We start from the raw sequence: 17,727 nt of genomic DNA, 5'->3' as shown, positions 1-17,727 counted from the left end.
GTGCCTTATGACGAAGCTTGGATATCAGCGGCTGATGACCAGCGGCGGGTGATACAAGCATGACAACACCCTTTGAATATTTAGCATTCTATAGTGCATATTTCGTACAGAGTGCAGTATAGGTGATGGATAGCTTTGTATAGGGTCGGATTTTTACATATCCTTTAACCGGATTATTACCGAAAGGCACTGCAGGCAGACTGTAAACTCAGAGCTGTCAGGCTTTATTGGCCAACCTGAGAGAAGCGCACGAGGTTGTTACCACATTCGTGCGGGGTAAATAGGCAGGCCGCCAAAAATAACAAAATAAGAAGTAAAATTAATGGAAATAAGACTGATACCTGTCACCGCATCCAATGCCATCGATGCCATTAGCATCAAGCCCGCACCACCGGAACTGCAACAGCTGCACTACAACGCGCACTGGATTGGTCATGCCTTTGCTCATGAAGATATCGAGTGCTATCTGATCAAAGCCGGACCTGATTCGATTGGCTTTGTCTGTTTTGGCCAGTGCTATAGCGACGAGTATCTGCTCCACAGGGAAGGGGAAAGTATTGCCGAGCTGTACCAAATCGTCATTCTGCCTGCGCAGCAAAACAGGGGGTATGGCAAACAGGTTTTACGAATGATCGCGGCACAGTTGCAGCAACAAGGCTACCATCATCTTCGTGTCGCACATCATCCAGACTCTGAAAGGGCTGCCAGGTTCTATGGCGTATTGGGGTTTGAAAAGATCGGATCGAACTATGATGATGATCCACTGCTCGAGCTCAAGCTAGCCCAATAACCATCCAGTCATTCACTGTCTGGTTTTTGTCGGGTCAAAAGGATAGGGCAATTGTCGCTAAAAAGAGCTGTTGTATTGTGGATTACATAACCCTGACCTATCTGCATCTGGGGACGATAATACCGGCAGCTGGTTGCTGGTCTACCGTAAAGGCACGGCAGGTCATAAGGTCGCAGGAAAATTTTATCTGTTACTGATGCTCGTGACCGCAGTTGTTACCCTGTTAATGCCGGCTCGGGTGGGACCGGCACTGTTCCAACATTTTGGTTATATCCACCTGTTCAGTTTACTGACATTGTATTCTGTGCCGGCAGCATGGTTTGCGGCACAAAGAGGTGATATTCGCACCCATCGCAACACGATGATCGGACTTTATTGTGGTGGCATTCTGATTGCCGGCAGTTTTGCTTTTATGCCCGGCCGATTAATACATGAATGGCTCTTTGGATAATCCCGCATCAGTTCTAATAGCTTGTCAAAGAAAATGAACAGTGGCAGTTTATAGCCGATTACAGACCCTGTTACTTTCGTATAGACAACCGAAGGAGTCTTGCATGAGTGCCGATCTCTTTGCCCACAAGGCAGGCAGTTACGATCAGGTTAAAAGGCGGGTTGATAACGTTAATAATATTGCCACAGCCATCAAGGAAAAGGTCAACTTTAACCCGCAGATGCATATTGTTGATTTTGGTTCCGGTACCGGCTTATTGCTAGAGCATATTGCGCCACTGGTGAGCAAAATAACGGCGGTGGATATTTCAGAGTCAATGAATGCCCAGCTGGAAGCTAAAAGAGAGCAACTACCGTGCGAGCTTGAGATTGAACCGGTCAATCTGGTTGAAACCGGTATTGATGGCGAGTTTGACGGTGTAATGTCGTCCATGACATTTCATCATGTGGAAAACACCCGGGCTATTTTTGACCGGCTTTTCACCCTGATCAAGCCGGGCGGCTTTATCGCTATTGCTGATCTGGATACAGAAGACGGTTCATTCCATATCGAGGAAACCGGTGTCTATCACACCGGTTTTGAACGCGAGGCCATCAAGGGTATTGCCCGGATTGCCGGTTTTACAGATATTGAAGTCAGTTCAGCCAGCGTGGTACACAAGCCAACAGGTGACTATCCAGTATTTTTGCTGACCGGACGCAAGCCGTTACAGGCCTGAATCCGGGGAAGCCGGTAACAGCCGTCAATAACAACAATAACAAGGCGTTATGAGATTATTTGTTATTTTCTGTCTGGCAGCGGTTTTATCCGCCTGTACGACATCGCCAGTCATTAATGTCACAGCTACCGGCAACAACGCCATATCCGGTAAATCTTACAAGTCAGTTGTTGCGGACAAAAGCTGGATTCATGGTTCACCTGACTGTGACCTTAACCCGGATCCGGTGATAGACCGCTGGCAGTATGATGACCGCAGCTTTATTCTGCGCCAGAACAAATGCCTGACAGCTGAAGCGCCTTTTATCTATGTGCTGACCGGTACCCGCAAAATACTGGTGCTGGATACCGGTGACCTGAATGATCTTCCCGGCTTTTCCCTGTATCAGGAGATTCGTAATCTGGTTAGTGAAAAACAGCTGGCGGGAAAAGAGATACTGGTTATTCACTCTCATGGCCACCGGGATCATACCCGGGGCGACAGTTACTTTGCCGGTCAGCCGGGCGTTACAGTTATTGCCCCGTCAGAGTTGGCTCTGGCCGCCTTGCCTGGTGCCGGAAACTGGCCTGAAACCAACCGTGAAATTGATTTGGGGAATCGCCGGATCACACTGATAGCCACTCCGGGTCATCAGGAGCAGGCCATCACCCTGTACGATCACGCGAATCAATGGCTGCTGACCGGTGATACGCTGTATCCCGGTTATATCTATATCAAGGACTGGAAGGCTTATAAGACCAGCATTACGCGGCTGGCTGACTTTGCCAGCCGGCATAAGGTGACTGCGGTACTGGGAAGTCATATCGAAATGACGACGATACCCGGCCAGCATTACCCCATTGGCACTAACTATCAGCCGAATGAAGCTCAGCTGGATCTGAGCGTGGACAATCTGCAGGCCCTGAATACCGAACTGAAACGGCACGACAAACCGGTATCACTGATCTTTGCTGACTTTATTATTGTACCCATGGGCGCCCTGCAGAAGCAGGTCAGCAATCTGGGCAAGTGGTTATTGCCCTGACTGCCAGATACTCACAAAGCTTGGGGGAGTGCTGCTCGGATAGTAATATCGTGCAGAAGTTTCAGAAGTAGAAGTGGTCGTTATGACAATGGATAGTGCAAACCCCGGGGATAGTACAAAACCCCAGGACAGTGCCAAGCCTGAACCGAAAGGGCTGGGTGGCTGGCTGATACTGGTTGGTATCGGAGTAATTCTTGGTCCGTTGCGGATGCTGGGTACCGCCTGGGAGGGTTTTTCCCCGTTATATATTGAAGGTGCATGGAGCTATCTGACGATCCCGGGTTCTGCCGGTTACAATAGCTTTATTGGTCAACTGCTGCTGGGCGAGATAATAGCCAACAGCTTGATAATTTTGGCATCACTGTACCTTGCCTATCTGTACCTTGGCAGGAAAGCACTGTTCCCGAGGGTTTATATTACGATCCTCATCGCATCCATCCTGATCATTGTGGTTGATGCCATTATCAGTACCCTGGTATTGCCGCAACAATATCATTTTGAGGAAGTTTCCCAGGGTGAGCTGATCCGGTCCGTGGTGAGTGCAGCCATCTGGATTCCGTATATGATTCACTCCCGGCGGGTTAAAAATACCTTCACCCGGGAAAGGCACAGAAAAGAGCTGCCATTGCTGGGCTCAGTCAGCGTAGCCACAGTGCTGGTACTGACACTGCTTCTGGTGACTGATACTCCCAAAACCCGTATACCGGCAGAGATCACCCGGGCCGAAATCAATCCGGCCGAAATTGTGCCACCCCAGCTGGAGCAGGTGCTTAAAGAGACTGCCGAAAATCTCAATCGCCGACTGCCGCTGATGATAGACGATGATACCGAGCTGTATTCTGCTATCGGCATGGAAGGCACCATGACCTATCTGTACACCGTTGTGAATCACCCCGCTGAGGAGATTGATAAAGCCCTGTTTATCGCCAATATGAAACCACAGCTGGTGGATAATTTTTGTAACAGTGAAGGCATGGTCGAGTTCCGCAACCTGAATGTCAAAGTCAAATACAGTTACTCCGGCAAATGGGGCGCCAATATTGCAACTATTGATGTTTCCAGACAAGACTGCCTTGCCTGAAGTGATATATAAAGTGGTATAAATTCACTACCTGAGCCGACTCATGGGGGCGCGTTATGAGTCGGTTTTTGTTAATCGCCGGACTGGCACATTTTAATAATCATAAAGGATCCATATGTTTAACATCAGGAAGCTTCAGACTGCTTTCGTTTTCACCCTTTGTTCATTGCTGCTGGCTGGCAACAGTGTGGCCGCAGTCCAGCAAATAGACGATGGCGTAATAACCCCTGCCGGCCGTTACCAGAACGATTATCTCGACTTCTCGATTGTTATACCCAAAGGCTGGTCTGTAAAAACCCCTGCCCAAATACAAAAAATACAGAAGGAAGGCGTTGATCTGCTGGCCGGTGATGATGAGAACCTGAAAAAGAGACTCAAGGCAGCTGTACCCAGAACCCTCAACCTGTTTGCCTTTTCGAAATATGAAACGGGAACACCGGTTGAATCCAATCCCAGCGTTGCCTCTGCCGCCGAGCATATAGCAGGGTTCCCCGGTATCAATCGGGGAAGTGACTATCTTTTCATTGTAAAAAGAATGCTGCAGAACAGCAGTATGGAATATCACTTTGAAAGCGGGTTTGAACGGACATTAGGTAACACGACTTTTGATGTTTTGCCGGCAAGCCTGAAGGTAGGTTCCAGGACAATTTATCAGGAGTATACCGCCATTATCGTCAAGGGGTACGCACTGGTGCTGGTACTAACCTTCAGAACCCCGGAAGAGCGGGAAGAACTGTACCATATCACTAATCAGCTGCAGGCCGGGCTGATATAATCTCGTAGTCACTTACTGCCGGAACTGATTTCAGCCGGCAGTTCACTTCCTTATTACTTTCCGGGTGAATACTTTGTACGGCCTGCTACTTCTGCTACATATCCTCGCTGCCACTATCTGGACCGGTGGTCATATTGTCCTCTCGGTCGTTGTGCTGCCCAAAGTGCTGAGGGAACGATCACCGGAGCAGTTACTGGCATTTGAATCGGTCTATGAAAGAATCGGCATGCCGGCCCTGATCGTACAGATTGTTACCGGACTGATGCTGGCTTATAACCTGCTGCCGGATATCAGTCAGTGGTTTAATTTTGCCAACCCGCTGGCCCACGGTATTGCCGCCAAACTGTTATTACTTGGGTTGACCTTCTGCTTTGCCCTGGATGCCCGATTCCGGGTTATACCGAACCTGTCTGCTGACAAGCTGCTGGATATGGCCTGGCATATTATTCCGGTTACCATCTTTTCGATTCTTTTTGTTGTTGTCGGCGTTTCTTTCAGGGCAGGGTGGCTTTACTAAACCAGCCCTGCCGTCAGGAAAATATTGAGCCGCTTTCCGGAACAGCAGCATTTGCATGTTCTATTTATTTTGTCTTTGGTCTTCCGAATGAAATTAAATAAGAAAACACTTCATGCCGGACTCGGCATTATTGGCTGTTCGCTGCTGTTGCAACTGACCGGTTGTGCTTCTACGCCAACTGTGTCGTCCTCATCATCGACAGGCCGGACTGTTAGTACCGCACTGAAGCCCAACGTGAGTCAGGCTATCGCGGCAGTTAACACTTATCAGCTCCTGGAGAAGATAAACTACCGGGAAAATACACTGGACGCTGACCAGTTAAATGCACAGTATCTGAATCACTATCTGTATCGACTCGATCCACAGCATGAATTCTTCACCATTCAGGATATTGCGGAGTATTCAGACAACAGGTTTATCACAAATCTCCGTAATGGAGATCTCAGGGCACTGTTCAATATTGCCAAACAACACCAGCAACGTGCCAAACAGCGGGAAGATTTTATCGGTTCACTGCTAACGCTGGATTATATCCACCAGCAGCGAACCGCTACTTCCGGCAAGACAAAAATTGAAGCGCAAACAGCTGACAGGGCTCTGGATCAGGCCGGATTGCAGCAACGCTGGCAGCAGCGGCTCAATGGCTCTATTCAACAGTTGCAGGCTACTGCGCTGACCGACCAGCAACTCCTGACACGGTTGCAGCATCAACAACAGAACCGGCTGAACACACTCAAGCAGAAAGACCGTGAACAGTACTTCAATGATATGCTCAACGCCTACACGGTGCAGTTTGATCCCCGCAGTGTCTATTATTCTCCGCTGGGCAAGTTTGAGTTGCCGACTGCAGAAGGTATTGGCGCTGTTATCTCTCTGCAGGGCGACTATCCTCGTATTGACCGCCTGATACCGGGAGGTTCGGCGGCTCAAGATGAATCCCTGAATCCCGGTGACCGGGTTATTGCGGTAGGAGAAGCCACATCAACAGCGGCACTGACCGATACCGGCGGTATGGATCTCGATACTTTTGTTAAACAGCTGCGTGGGCCGGCTGGTTCGCAGGTCGTACTCGAGGTACTGAATCTCTCCGGCAAAATCAGTCGTCACACTCTGACCCGGCAAAAGGTGGCGCTACAGGCCCAGGCCGTCAGCGCTACCGTTTCCGAGGTAAAGCAGGGCTCCCGGTCACTAAAAATTGCCACTCTGACCATTCCGTCGTTTTATGTGGATTTCCAGGCGCAGCAGGCTGGCAAAAAAGATGTTATCAGTACTGAAAGGGATGTGCGTCGCTGGATGGCTTCGTTCAGCAAGCAACAGATTGATGGTCTGCTGATCGATCTGCGAGGTAATGGTGGCGGGTCGTTGCAGCAGGTTACTGATGTCTGCGGTCTGTTTGTGGGCAGTACCCCGTGCTATCAATTTGTAGAGCGCAAAAGGCTGCAGCAGCCAATAGCAAAGGACAGTTCCCGCCGGTACAGCAAACCCTTGGTTATACTGGTCGATGGTCAGACAGCGTCCGGAGCAGAGTTGCTGGCCGCCGGACTGCAGGATTATGGCCAGGCTGTAGTCGTTGGATCCAGAACCTTTGGTGCCGGTGCACTTCAGACCATGCAGGCATTGAATCACGGTCAGCTAAAGCTATCTGTGGCAGAGCTCTACCGGGTTACCGGTCTACCGATTGAAGGAGCAGGGCTGACACCTGATATCGCATTTCCTGCATTAGTACCGCCGCAGCCAATCCCTTATACCCTGGTATCTGATCTTTCACACCAAATTGAAGCAGTTACAGGATTCAGTAATCCGGATAGTCTGCCAGCCAATGATCTGCGCCAGAAACATCAACAGCGCACCGCTAAACTACCCGCTTTTTCCAGTGAACAGATGACTTCTCTGGACCGGCGAAGTGTCAGAGACAGTCATCTTGCAGAGGCCAGGTCCGTACTTGCCGACCTGATTTTGCACGACTAACACTGTATAATAGGTGTCGTTTCCCTGGAACGGCACCTGTTAACAGCCTTGTTCTGGTTTGTTTCCGGCTTGCTTTAAACCCCGAATCAGGAGAATTTTGAAAAAAATACCATTTTTTGAAAAAAATTATTGCTTCATATTTGTAGTTATATCGTCCGATAACTCTGCAAAGATATTCAATATATCCTGTATTGAAACGCATCAGAATCATTCAAATTTGTTGAATAAAATATCGTTTAATTTTTATTTTTAATTGACGATTCAGATAGCTATTTTAAGTCAATTAAAAATCAAACGAACACTAAATATTCAAAGATAATCAATATTTCTTGCTGAAATTTTATTCTTTAAAAGGAACTAAAATTCAAAAAAACAGATTCCATTCTGAAATAAAATCAAAAATTGTCACTTCTGATAATCAAAATTCTATCTATTGAATTTGAAATTTTGATGACAAATACTGTGCTGCCCTGAGGTTGCTTCAATATTTGATTTCAAGGCCAATGATCTGGCTGCGGCAAATTGTTATTGAATCAATTTCATTATCAAAACAAGGATCAGGCATAACATTTCAAACCCGAGATGTTTGAGCCTGGCAATTAAAATCTGGCAGTTCAGGAAGCATAATGCCAATAACAATAAAAAAACCCCTTGCCATCAGCGCGCTGGCACTGGCGCTCGCCGGCTGTAAAGTAGAAGTGGATGTTGACGGCCAGAATCACTGGGTCAGCGAACCGTTTGAGCTGGTTCAGGACTTTGAACTGAATCGAAACAGCAAACTCAGTTTTGCTGATGTTATCAACCAGACCGAAGACGAGTTTGTTTTCAAACACGGTGTTTTACATCGTCTTGGAAATGGCCTGTTCAGTTATGTATCTACAACCGGCGAAGATGCCTCGGTTGATTTTACCGTTACCCAGGGTAGAAGAAATCGGGTCGTGTCTGAAGGCACTTTGAATATTTCCAATATGACTTCAGATCCACTCTATTTCCAGCAGTGGCATCTGCAGAATAACGGTCAGTCCGGATTCGCCCAGAATCAGGATGGCATGGATAAATATATCGAGTGGGCCAAATCATTCTTCGGTCTGGACGACGAAGATATTGCCAATAATCCCGCACGTTACAGTTATAACCCGGACCTGAGAGTCAAAGGTCAGGATATGAATGTGGTTGCTGCCCATGTTCGTGGTTATACCGGTAAAGGCGTCGTGGTTGCCGTAACTGATTCCGGTCTGGAAGCTGCTCATGAAGATCTGGCACCCAATTACCGGGCCGACGGTTCATTCAACTTTGTTGAAGAAGACTCCAATGACCCGACCAACATCTATGACAAACGTGGCGACCATGGCACCAGCGTCGCCGGTCTGATTGCTGCAAAAGCTGGTAACGGTATCGGTGGCCGGGGTGTGGCACCGGACGCTACCCTGCTGGGTCAGAACTACCTGAAAAACCAGACCGATGAAGCGGCTGCCACTATTCACGGTATGTTCAAGGGCGCCGACGTTGATGTCATCAACAAGAGCTGGGGCTTCTCAGTGCCGCTGCAGAGCAACGGCGTTTATCATGATGAGAAGATTGACGGCTATATCGATGCCTACCCGGCACTGAACCTGCGGGATGGCAAGGGCGCTCTGGTGGTTAAATCCTCCGGAAACAGCTTCAACGACGCCGACCTGTCCCAGCGTATTTTCAAGCTTGGGCTGGATCTGTGTAAAAAGAACGGTGCGTCCGAGTTTGGTCTGACCTGTTCCAATGCTGCCATCAACTCCGGCAATAACCATCCGTACCAGCTGGTTGTCGGTGCCAACAATGCTGATGGTACCCACACCAGTTACTCCACAGCCGGTTCGGCATTGTGGGTTTCAGCTCCCGCGGGTGAGTACGGCTTCCGTGAACCGGCGATGGTAACCACCGACCAGAGTGGCTGTGAAATCGGCTACAGTGGTAGCATCAACGAAGACTTTTATGCCACTAACTACAAGGGTTACCCGTACGGGGATATCTATCCGCTGAACGGTACCAAATCCGATGCCAGTGCCAAGTATGATCAGGAATGTAACTATGTTCAGACCTTTAATGGCACTTCCTCAGCCGCACCGAACACTTCCGGTGCCATTGCCCTGATGCTGGATGCCAATCCTGATCTGACCTGGCGTGATGTGAAGCGGATTATTGCCAAGACATCCGATCAGATTGATCCGGAAAATGCCAAGGTCGTACTTCCGGTTGGCGACAGCGACTATGTTGCCCATGAAGGCTGGGTTACCAACGCTGCAGGCTTCGCCTTCAACAACCTGTTCGGCTTTGGCCGTATCAATGCAGGCAAGGCGGTTGCCATGGCCGAGCGGTATCACAAGGATCTGGGTGACTACAGTGAAACCGGCTGGATCGATACCGAAGCCAATGTCGAGGTTCCGGACAACAATGCCCGCGGTGTCACTCACACCATCTATGTTGATAGCCGCAACGGTGCCGTAGAAGAAGTGCAGATCCGGGTGACCCTGACTTCTGAGGGCCTTTCAACCCTGAAAGAACAGGAAGGACCAAAAACAGCATCCTCTGTTGGTAGTGACACCGCCTTCGAGCTGACTTCACCGTCCGGCACCAAGAGCATTATGCTGACCGCCCGTACCGGCACCATGGCATCCTATGACTGGGCCAAGGATGTGAAGGAAGAAAAGTACATGTACAAGGACATGATGCTGCTGAGTAACGCCTTCTACGGCGAGCCGGCGGAAGGCGCGTGGACCTTGCGGGTTATCGACACCAATGGCAAGGACTTCCTGTCTGCCAACCCGGATGTTACTTTTGTCAACAACAAGGAAAACTCAAAGCTGGAGGCCTGGGGGATCAAACTCTTTGGTCAGAACTTTGCCAACAAACTGGTGGGCGAGCAGTAAGGCCGGAAGTATAAAGGGAGAATAATAAAATGAAATCAACCAATGGTCTGCTGTTAGCCATTATGGTGGTGGCCGCTTCTGCAGCCTCTGCCAACCAGGATCTCAAGATTGAAGCGCCGGAAAAACCGGCGGCAAAAGCTGAGGTTCAGAAGAACTCGGTACTCATCAATAACCGCAGTTATTATGTAGAGTCAGCTCCGGCTGCTGCACCCAAAGTACGCTCTTTCTCGATTCGTGAAGACGATGGCGCGGTAACCGCGGCAGAAGCTGTCGAAACAGAAGAAGTGCTGCCACTGATTACCAAGGGTACCACTTTGACCAGTGTCGTGACCGGCCAGCCGGTTACAGTAACCGGGCGCTTTACGGTATTGCTGGACAGGGGCGTTGATGCTGAAGATTTTGCTGACCAGCACGGTCTTTCAGTCTATCGCCAGATGGGTAACTCCCGGCTGGTGATTCTGGAAGCTGATGAGTCGGTGAATCTGCTGGATGTAAATGCCAGCCTGCGCAAGGCATCCGGTCTCTCTTCAGTCAAGATTGAACTGCTGGAAAATCTGATGCAGCCGCTGTAACAGGGTCGCAGTGATGGAAAGCCCTCCTGATTTCAGGGGGGCTTTTTTTGTGCCCGGGATTGATAAACACGACAATGTAAAGGTAAGGTGGTAGTGCAGGTACGGGACTGGAAACAGATCAGATTTAAGAAGATAAGGCCATGAGCGTGAAACCCCGATCAATAGAATCGCTGTGCGACTATCTCAAAACCTGTCATCAGGTTGAATATGTCTTTTTCTGGGGGCACCGCAATAACGGGCAGGCTGTCTCCAAAAGCTGTTTCAGTCAGTGGTATCCGGCCTCTTTTGAAGAGCAGGGCAGAACATTCGAAACGGCTGAACACTATATGATGCACCACAAGGCGCTGTTATTTAATGATGAGAGCGCAGCTGCCGAAGCGCTGGTTGCAACAACCCCGGCAGCAGCAAAAGCTGCCGGACGCAAGGTCAGAGGCTTCATTGACGAACGATGGGAAGCACATCGCTTTGAAATTGTGGTCCAGGCCAATCTCAACAAGTTCAGCCAGAACGCGGAACTGCGGGATTTTCTGCTGGCAACCGGTGATGACATTCTGGTGGAAGCAAGCCCGGTTGACCGTATCTGGGGAATAGGTCTGGATCAGCATGATGAAGCCTGCCGCCAGCCTGAACTATGGCGTGGACTCAACTTGCTTGGATTTGCCCTGATGGAAGTACGCGACAGGATCAAGGCCGGCGAAGTTTCGATATAACAAAAACCCCATTAGACACGGGGTTAGTGACAGCAATAAAAACGACTGATTCCGGGTCTGGCTTGATCCGGCATATAAATTGCTAGGCTATGACCTGAATGTTTCAGGCCATACAGGCACCATGCAGACAATGTAGAAACCCCTGTCTGTCGGGTGTCAGGTACCTGACTAAAATAAAAATCACAAAGCAGTATATTTATGAGTTATGGAATGATGGGTTACCGGTGCGACTTTGACTCTGTCAAAGCCCTGCTGGGAGCCAATGATCCGGTCTATACCGAAAGTTTCCTCAAAAGTCGGCATGCCAGGTTTACTTCCCTGGACGGCCTCGGGCGGGATGACAGACCCGCCGTCGAGACAGCTCGTATCATGCTGACAGAGCAGGACCGGAGCCAGCTTGACGGAACCACGTGCTGGTATATTTTCGAGGAAATGATCCGCTGTGCAATGAACTCGAAAGCACTCGATAACAGAAACCTCTACCCCTGTCGTTACCCGGAGTTTCTGATCGACTTCCCTGAAGCTGAACACGCCTTTAGTTTCAGCCGGGAGCTTGGTTTTTCGATGGTGGATGACTATCCGGTTGTCTACCGTATCATAAGCAATAAACTTGGCGGGCTGTCAGCCAAGTTGCAGCATCGGGCTGATCTGTTTGAAAGTGAGGAGCAGCACCAGCAGTTCCTTAACTGGCTTGATCAGACCATGGCCTATAGTCAGGATCTGGTGTTTTTCTATTACTAGAGCTTGCGGCCTTTAAAACCCTCCGCTCCTGCTTTTCTGTAGCAGGAGCACCGCTATTCCGGACTTTACCTCAAAACAGCAACACTGCTGAAAATCCTGTTTGTAACGGGTAAAGTACGGTCAGCAACTTCATAAAAAACTACCCGATAATAATGAAAAACTGTCTTGCGCTGTTGTGGCTGTTGTTGATGGGAAACCATGCCATGGCAACAGATGCCAGTGTCTCTGAAAATAAAGAGATCATTCTTGATACTCCCCTCGGGCCACTGGCCGGAACACTGCTGACACCCGCAACGGCAACCAAAGCTGTGGTACTGATTGTGGCAGGTTCGGGTCCAACTGACCGCAATGGCAATGTAAAAGGACTACCCGGTGACAATAACAGCCTGAAATATCTGGCCGAAGCGTTGGCGGGGCAGGGAGTCGCAACACTTCGGTATGATAAACGACTGATTGGTGCCAGTGCTTCCGACACACTGTCGGAGCAGGATATTCGCTTTGATACCTATGTGAATGATACCCGACTGTGGCTGGACTGGCTGACGACCCGGTTTGATTGTCCGGTATGGTTACTGGGGCACAGTGAAGGGGCTCTGATCAGTACACTTGTCGCTCAATCCGGATCCGCTGCCGGGTTGGTTATTGTTGCTGGAGCAGGGCGGCGGGCATCGGATGTCATCCTGCAGCAACTGCAACCCCGACTGCCGCCCGCGTTGATGGAGCAGACACAAACCATTATTAATGAATTGCTGGCCGGACGAACAGTTGATCACACGCCCCCGGAGTTGTCCGTATTATTCCGCCCCAGTGTCCAGCCTTATATGATGTCCTGGTTCCGTTATGATCCTGCCGAAGAAGTTGCCCGGGTAAAGGTTCCGGTGTTGATGCTTTATGGCACCACTGATATTCAGGTACCGGTATCAGACGGCAGACGGTTGAATACTGCTTTGCCAGCTTCCCGGCTGGTGATTATAGAAGGCATGAACCATGTGCTGAAGCAGGTTGATGGCGGACTGGCCGCCCAGATCCCGTCGTACAGCAATCCCGAGCTTCCTGTTGTTTCCGGGCTGACAGACACTATTGCTTCATTTATAAGGCAACAAAAATAATGAAACCGATAAACCAGAACTGCCCGCGGTCAGGCAAACCGGTAAAAGACGACTCACTCACTGAGTACCGGGGCTTTATTGTGGGTTTCTGCAATCCCGGCTGTCGGGATGACTTTGCCAGTGACCCTCAGCGCTGCGTGAAAGACAGGGCTTTTTTCGACGCCATCATTGAATCAGGACATTGAATCAGGAGAACCGAAAGTATGAGTCAGCCCGTCATCACACCGGAACCACCTTACTATGCCGTCATTTTCACTTCGATCAGAACATCTGACGACAATGGCTACAGCAAAATGGCCGACAGAATGCTGCAGCTGGCCTCACAGCAGGATGGTTTCCTCGGGGTTGAATCTGCTCGGGAAGAGGTGGGCATTACCGTGTCCTACTGGCGTGATCTTGAAGCTATCCGGGCCTGGAAGCAGAATGCCGAACATCTGCAAGCACAGCAGCTGGGACGAGATCAGTGGTATTCCACCTTTACCACCCGAATAGCTCGCGTCGAACGGGAGTATAGTCTGTAGTATCATGCCGCTGATCAGTGCAATGACAGCACTGAAGCTAATAACGAATTTCCGGTTTTTTACCGCTATTATCACTATTCAAAAAGGGATTCATGGAAAGCTTCAAGATTATTTCAGGGGCGGCATATCTTGCATTCGAGAAGCGGGCGACTCTACTCAAACATCTGTCAGCACCGGCAATTGCCTATATTGTGCTGCAGCTGCTGATTACTCCCGATACTTCAGAAATGGGAACAGCGGGCATCTATCTGCTCAGTGGCCTGCTACAAGTATTTGTTTCGATCTTGACTCACCGGGTGATTTTACTGGGTGACAATCCGGAATCCACTATGGGCCTTGGTCAGTTGATCAGGAAAGCCGGCAGCTTTGTTTATTACCAGATCGGACTGGTGATGCTGATTGTGTTACTGGTACTGCTGCCCAGCTTTATCGCTGGACCATTGATGTATGCCGGTATGCTGCTCGCACTGTATATTGTCAGCCGCTGCTCGCTGATATTTCCTGCCATAGCTATTGATGATGACTTTGAGTTCAAGGATTCATGGACGGTAACCGCCCAATACAAAATGCTGATGGTGCTGATCGTTATATTTTTCCCGGCAGCGCTGGCCATGGCTTCAGTATTGCTGAGCTTTATTCCGTTCACCGGCATACTATCTGCAGCGCTGGATATCATCACCACTGTGCTGACCGTTACGGCGCTGTCACTGGTTTATCAGCATATCAAACAGGAGTTTCTGGCACAGCGGTCGCCAGAACCTGCAACGGCTGATTGAGAACACTCCCTAGCATCATTCATTAACAACGCCAATCAGGTCCATCGAACAAATTAATATTACTAATCGAAGCTGACTGATTACACTCCAAAGGGCAACCAATGGAGTGTAATAAATGAATAATAAATCCCCCCTGCTCAAACGATTTGCCCCTGTCTTGCTGTTTTCTGCACTTTCGCTGCAGGGTTTATATGCAGCCGCAGCCGAATATACCGTGAACCCGGCGTTGTCTCAGGTCAGTCTGGCCACAATCAAGAATCAATATGTGGTTGAAGCGGCAACCATTGGCCAGTTAACCGGGCAGATCAAGGATGGCAAGATTGATATTGCAATACCGGTCAAAGCCATTGAAACCGGCATTCCCATCCGCGACAGCCGTCTGAACGAGCTGTTTTTTGAGGCCATCAAATTCCCTCATATCAAGGTATCAGGACAGCTTGAATCCTCTGCTGTAGAAGAAGCTAAAGGAATCATCACCCAGACAGTCGCGTTTGAAGTGGAAATCTACGGCCAGAAACGAACCTACAACACCGATGTCGTTGTTTCCTGGCAGCAGGATCAGGTGCTGGTTGCCTCCACCAAACCGGTGATTATCAGTGCAGCAGATTTTGGTATTCCTGAAGCCAATCTGATCAATCTGGCCAAAACCGTAGGTGGTATTCCAATTTCCGGAACCGTACCAGTCAACTTTACCCTGGTACTGGATAAAGTCTGATTCCGGTTTCAGCCACTGATTAGAGCCTGTTCATAATCTTTCGCGGATAGCAAGAATGTTGAGAACAGGCTCTTAGACCCTTCACAGGATTAATGTATTATGTAGTTTTTCCGCCCGGATGGTTCCGGGCGGCTATTCGACCTAAAAGTCGACCCAAAAGACAACAGTGAAATAACAACAACAGGTGTAGTATGCCGGATGTAAGCAACCTGAAAACAACCCGGGTATCCAGTGACCAGTGGGCTGAATACTGGAGCCAGGGGCATCTGACCACGTTCGGCGGTCCTGAATTTGAAGATGGTTACCAGGGTAATATCAAGTCATTCTGGCTGCAGCAGTTACCCGGGCTTGATGATGGCGCCAGCATCGTTGATCTGGGCTCCGGTAACGGCGCGCTGCCTCTGCTGTTTGCCCGTGAACTGGAAGACGGCCCTCGTAAAATCTCGATTGTCGGTATCGACAATGCCGCTATTGCCCCCTCCGATGAATTTAAAAAATACCGCAAACGTGATGCACGGGTAAAAGTCCGCTTCAAGGCGGAAACGCCAATGGAAGACACGCGACTGAAGAAGAACAGTGCCGATCTGGTGGTCAGTCATTACGGTTTTGAATACGGCGACCCGGAAAAGGTGGTTCGGGAGATTCAGCGTATTCTGAAACCGGCTGGCAAGGTGGCCATGATTGTTCACCATGAAGGCTCCTATATTGTCCGCAAGGCACGCGGCATGCTGGAGCAGGCCCGGCTGGGTGAGGATGAACGACTGGTTAACCGGGTTAAGAAATGGGTCCGGGATTTTGCAGCCGGCAAGTCCGGTACGGTGCTCGATAAACAAGCGGCACAGCTGGAAGCCAGCTTTGATCGCCTGCGAACACAGGCGGCACAGTTTCAGGATGCCCATATGCTGGCAATTCTGATCAACGGCGGTATGGCGATCGCCATGAAAGTGCAATCTGATGCCGATGAAGCCCGCAGTATGCTGAAAGAGTGGATTACTGAATATAATGCCTATCGGCTGCGGATGGAGGATATCTGTGCTGTCGCATATACCAACAAAAGCGTCAGCACACTGATGGACATGATGAAGGAGCAGGGACTGGCAGAGTGCAGAATGTCAGTACTGAACCATGAAAATGGTGCTTCGCTGGGGCTCGCTATTACAGCTCGGGCTGCGGTTTGATATTTTTGATCTGCCTATACCTGTAATACGCCGCCGATTATCAGGTTCCTGTGGTAACGTGTCAGAAGGGATCACCGAAGGAAAGCCGTTTATCTATTACAAGATAAGCGGCTTTCAATTCTAACAAGGACGAAGTTTTTAACCCGATTTATAGACTCATAATTCAGGGAGAACTCCATGCCGGTAACACTGACTTCCGTTGATGGCGCCCCGGTGCAGGCCAGCCACAAGGCTTCCTGTCATTGTGGTCAGGTAGTAATGGAGCTGTCTTTACCAAACGGGCTGGAAGATATCCGCCGTTGTGACTGTTCCATGTGTCGTCGGCGAGGTACTGTTGTTGCCTCGGTACCCCTGTCCGGTATCCGAATATTACAGGGAGAGGATACACTTCGCTGCTATCAGTTCAATACCCATACCGCAAAGCATTACTTCTGCTCTGAGTGCGGTATCTATACCCACCACCAGCGCCGTTCAAATCCGACACAATACGGTTTCAATATTGCCTGCCTGGAGGGTATCAATCCTCTGAAAATCAACGAAATTACAGTCTATGACGGAGTAAACCATCCGGCAGACAAGAAGTCTTGAGCATTTCTCCACGTTAACAGGTTATATGCTGCCGACCTTGATCAAACATGATAGCTTAATCAGAAACTAGGGCATGTATGCCCGATAAATGATAGTCGGCGCTTGAATCGTAAAAAATGAAAATAGAGTTTTCTCGCAAACCATCAGAGCAGGATATTACTGCAATCTATGAAGGTCTGGTCGAGTTTAACCAACCCGAGTTTCCCGGTTTCGAAGAACAACCCATTGCCTGTTTTATAAAGGGCAGTGACGGAAAAATCGCCGGAGGGTTGACTGGAGAGATTCTGTACCAGAATATTTTTGTAAAGTATTTCTGGCTCTCCCGGGAGTTGAGAGGGCAGGGTTATGGTACGGCGCTTCTGCAAAGGCTGGAGCAGGAGGCGCAAAAAGCCGGGGTTGAACAGATAATGCTGGATACCTTTTCATTTCAGGCCCCTGAGTTTTATAAAAAGTACGGCTTCAGGGAAATAGGGCGGTTTGATAATTACCCTAAACAGGGTGTAGCCAAAATATTTCTGACTAAAAAAGTCAGCGAACAATACGACAATCAATGCGACGATCACTACGACCAGAATAACTGACCCGAAATC

20 protein-coding genes are annotated in these 17,727 nt (G+C 49.4%); all 20 read left to right on the top strand.

Features of this window, described 5'->3' with window-relative positions; genetic code table 11:
• The first annotated feature begins 322 nt into the window (after positions 1-322).
• The 20 genes from ACYZZ0_RS02505 (at position 323) to ACYZZ0_RS02410 (ending at position 17,718) form a co-directional block, all read left to right on the top strand.
• Complete coding sequence (locus ACYZZ0_RS02505; RefSeq protein ID WP_461534993.1) at positions 323-790, top strand: GNAT family N-acetyltransferase; 468 nt, start codon at positions 323-325, stop codon at positions 788-790.
• 133 nt (positions 791-923) lie between these two features.
• Positions 924-1,241: a DUF2306 domain-containing protein gene (locus ACYZZ0_RS02500; protein ID WP_461534992.1), complete on the top strand. Its 318-nt coding sequence runs from the start codon at positions 924-926 to the stop codon at positions 1,239-1,241.
• Positions 1,242-1,344: 103 nt separating this feature from the next.
• The gene (locus tag ACYZZ0_RS02495) at positions 1,345-1,959 is read left to right on the top strand and encodes a class I SAM-dependent DNA methyltransferase (protein ID WP_461534991.1); all 615 of its coding nucleotides are present in this window, start codon (positions 1,345-1,347) and stop codon (positions 1,957-1,959) included.
• Positions 1,960-2,008: 49 nt separating this feature from the next.
• Positions 2,009-2,983: an MBL fold metallo-hydrolase gene (locus ACYZZ0_RS02490; RefSeq protein WP_461534990.1), complete on the top strand. Its 975-nt coding sequence runs from the start codon at positions 2,009-2,011 to the stop codon at positions 2,981-2,983.
• An 82-nt stretch (positions 2,984-3,065) separates the two neighbouring features.
• Entirely contained in the window at positions 3,066-4,064 is a 999-nt protein-coding gene (locus ACYZZ0_RS02485) for a DUF2569 domain-containing protein (RefSeq protein WP_461534989.1), read from the top strand.
• 115 nt (positions 4,065-4,179) lie between these two features.
• Positions 4,180-4,839, top strand: a complete 660-nt coding sequence (locus ACYZZ0_RS02480) for a hypothetical protein (protein ID WP_461534988.1) — start codon at positions 4,180-4,182, stop codon at positions 4,837-4,839.
• 73 nt (positions 4,840-4,912) lie between these two features.
• The gene (locus tag ACYZZ0_RS02475; RefSeq protein ID WP_461534987.1) at positions 4,913-5,356 is read left to right on the top strand and encodes a CopD family protein; all 444 of its coding nucleotides are present in this window, start codon (positions 4,913-4,915) and stop codon (positions 5,354-5,356) included.
• Positions 5,357-5,443: 87 nt separating this feature from the next.
• Positions 5,444-7,324 carry a S41 family peptidase gene (locus tag ACYZZ0_RS02470; RefSeq protein ID WP_461534986.1) on the top strand — a complete coding sequence of 627 codons (1,881 nt, stop codon included), beginning with the start codon at positions 5,444-5,446 and terminating at the stop codon, positions 7,322-7,324.
• Positions 7,325-7,950: 626 nt separating this feature from the next.
• Positions 7,951-10,227, top strand: a complete 2,277-nt coding sequence (locus ACYZZ0_RS02465; RefSeq protein WP_461534985.1) for a S8 family serine peptidase — start codon at positions 7,951-7,953, stop codon at positions 10,225-10,227.
• Positions 10,228-10,256: 29 nt separating this feature from the next.
• Positions 10,257-10,799, top strand: a complete 543-nt coding sequence (locus tag ACYZZ0_RS02460) for a hypothetical protein (RefSeq protein WP_461534984.1) — start codon at positions 10,257-10,259, stop codon at positions 10,797-10,799.
• A 140-nt stretch (positions 10,800-10,939) separates the two neighbouring features.
• A complete protein-coding gene (locus tag ACYZZ0_RS02455) occupies positions 10,940-11,509 on the top strand; it encodes an NADAR family protein (RefSeq protein WP_461534983.1) in 570 nt (189 codons plus the stop codon).
• 198 nt (positions 11,510-11,707) lie between these two features.
• Positions 11,708-12,250 carry a DUF7691 family protein gene (locus ACYZZ0_RS02450; RefSeq protein WP_461534982.1) on the top strand — a complete coding sequence of 181 codons (543 nt, stop codon included), beginning with the start codon at positions 11,708-11,710 and terminating at the stop codon, positions 12,248-12,250.
• A 152-nt stretch (positions 12,251-12,402) separates the two neighbouring features.
• On the top strand, positions 12,403-13,359 hold the full coding sequence (locus tag ACYZZ0_RS02445) for an alpha/beta hydrolase (protein ID WP_461534981.1): 957 nt from the start codon (positions 12,403-12,405) through the stop codon (positions 13,357-13,359).
• The gene (locus ACYZZ0_RS02440) at positions 13,359-13,544 is read left to right on the top strand and encodes a hypothetical protein (protein ID WP_461534980.1); all 186 of its coding nucleotides are present in this window, start codon (positions 13,359-13,361) and stop codon (positions 13,542-13,544) included. The genes ACYZZ0_RS02445 and ACYZZ0_RS02440 overlap by 1 nt, the downstream gene beginning before the upstream one ends.
• A gap of 18 nt (positions 13,545-13,562) precedes the next feature.
• Positions 13,563-13,880 (top strand): antibiotic biosynthesis monooxygenase family protein, encoded by a 318-nt coding sequence (locus ACYZZ0_RS02435; protein ID WP_461534979.1) that lies wholly within the window; start codon positions 13,563-13,565, stop codon positions 13,878-13,880.
• A 92-nt stretch (positions 13,881-13,972) separates the two neighbouring features.
• A complete protein-coding gene (locus ACYZZ0_RS02430) occupies positions 13,973-14,656 on the top strand; it encodes a hypothetical protein (protein ID WP_461534978.1) in 684 nt (227 codons plus the stop codon).
• Between the two features lie 115 nt (positions 14,657-14,771).
• The gene (locus ACYZZ0_RS02425; protein WP_461534977.1) at positions 14,772-15,371 is read left to right on the top strand and encodes a YceI family protein; all 600 of its coding nucleotides are present in this window, start codon (positions 14,772-14,774) and stop codon (positions 15,369-15,371) included.
• A 191-nt stretch (positions 15,372-15,562) separates the two neighbouring features.
• Positions 15,563-16,549, top strand: a complete 987-nt coding sequence (locus ACYZZ0_RS02420; RefSeq protein ID WP_461534976.1) for a class I SAM-dependent methyltransferase — start codon at positions 15,563-15,565, stop codon at positions 16,547-16,549.
• 177 nt (positions 16,550-16,726) lie between these two features.
• Positions 16,727-17,137, top strand: a complete 411-nt coding sequence (locus tag ACYZZ0_RS02415) for a GFA family protein (RefSeq protein WP_461534975.1) — start codon at positions 16,727-16,729, stop codon at positions 17,135-17,137.
• Positions 17,138-17,253: 116 nt separating this feature from the next.
• Positions 17,254-17,718 carry a GNAT family N-acetyltransferase gene (locus tag ACYZZ0_RS02410; RefSeq protein ID WP_461534974.1) on the top strand — a complete coding sequence of 155 codons (465 nt, stop codon included), beginning with the start codon at positions 17,254-17,256 and terminating at the stop codon, positions 17,716-17,718.
• The last annotated feature ends 9 nt before the right edge of the window (positions 17,719-17,727 follow it).

It is taken from the genome of Spongorhabdus nitratireducens (assembly GCA_947387575.1).
In the GTDB taxonomy this organism is placed as follows: Bacteria; Pseudomonadota; Gammaproteobacteria; order Pseudomonadales; family Endozoicomonadaceae; genus CANDOC01.
This window is presented reverse-complemented; position numbering and strand designations above follow the sequence as displayed.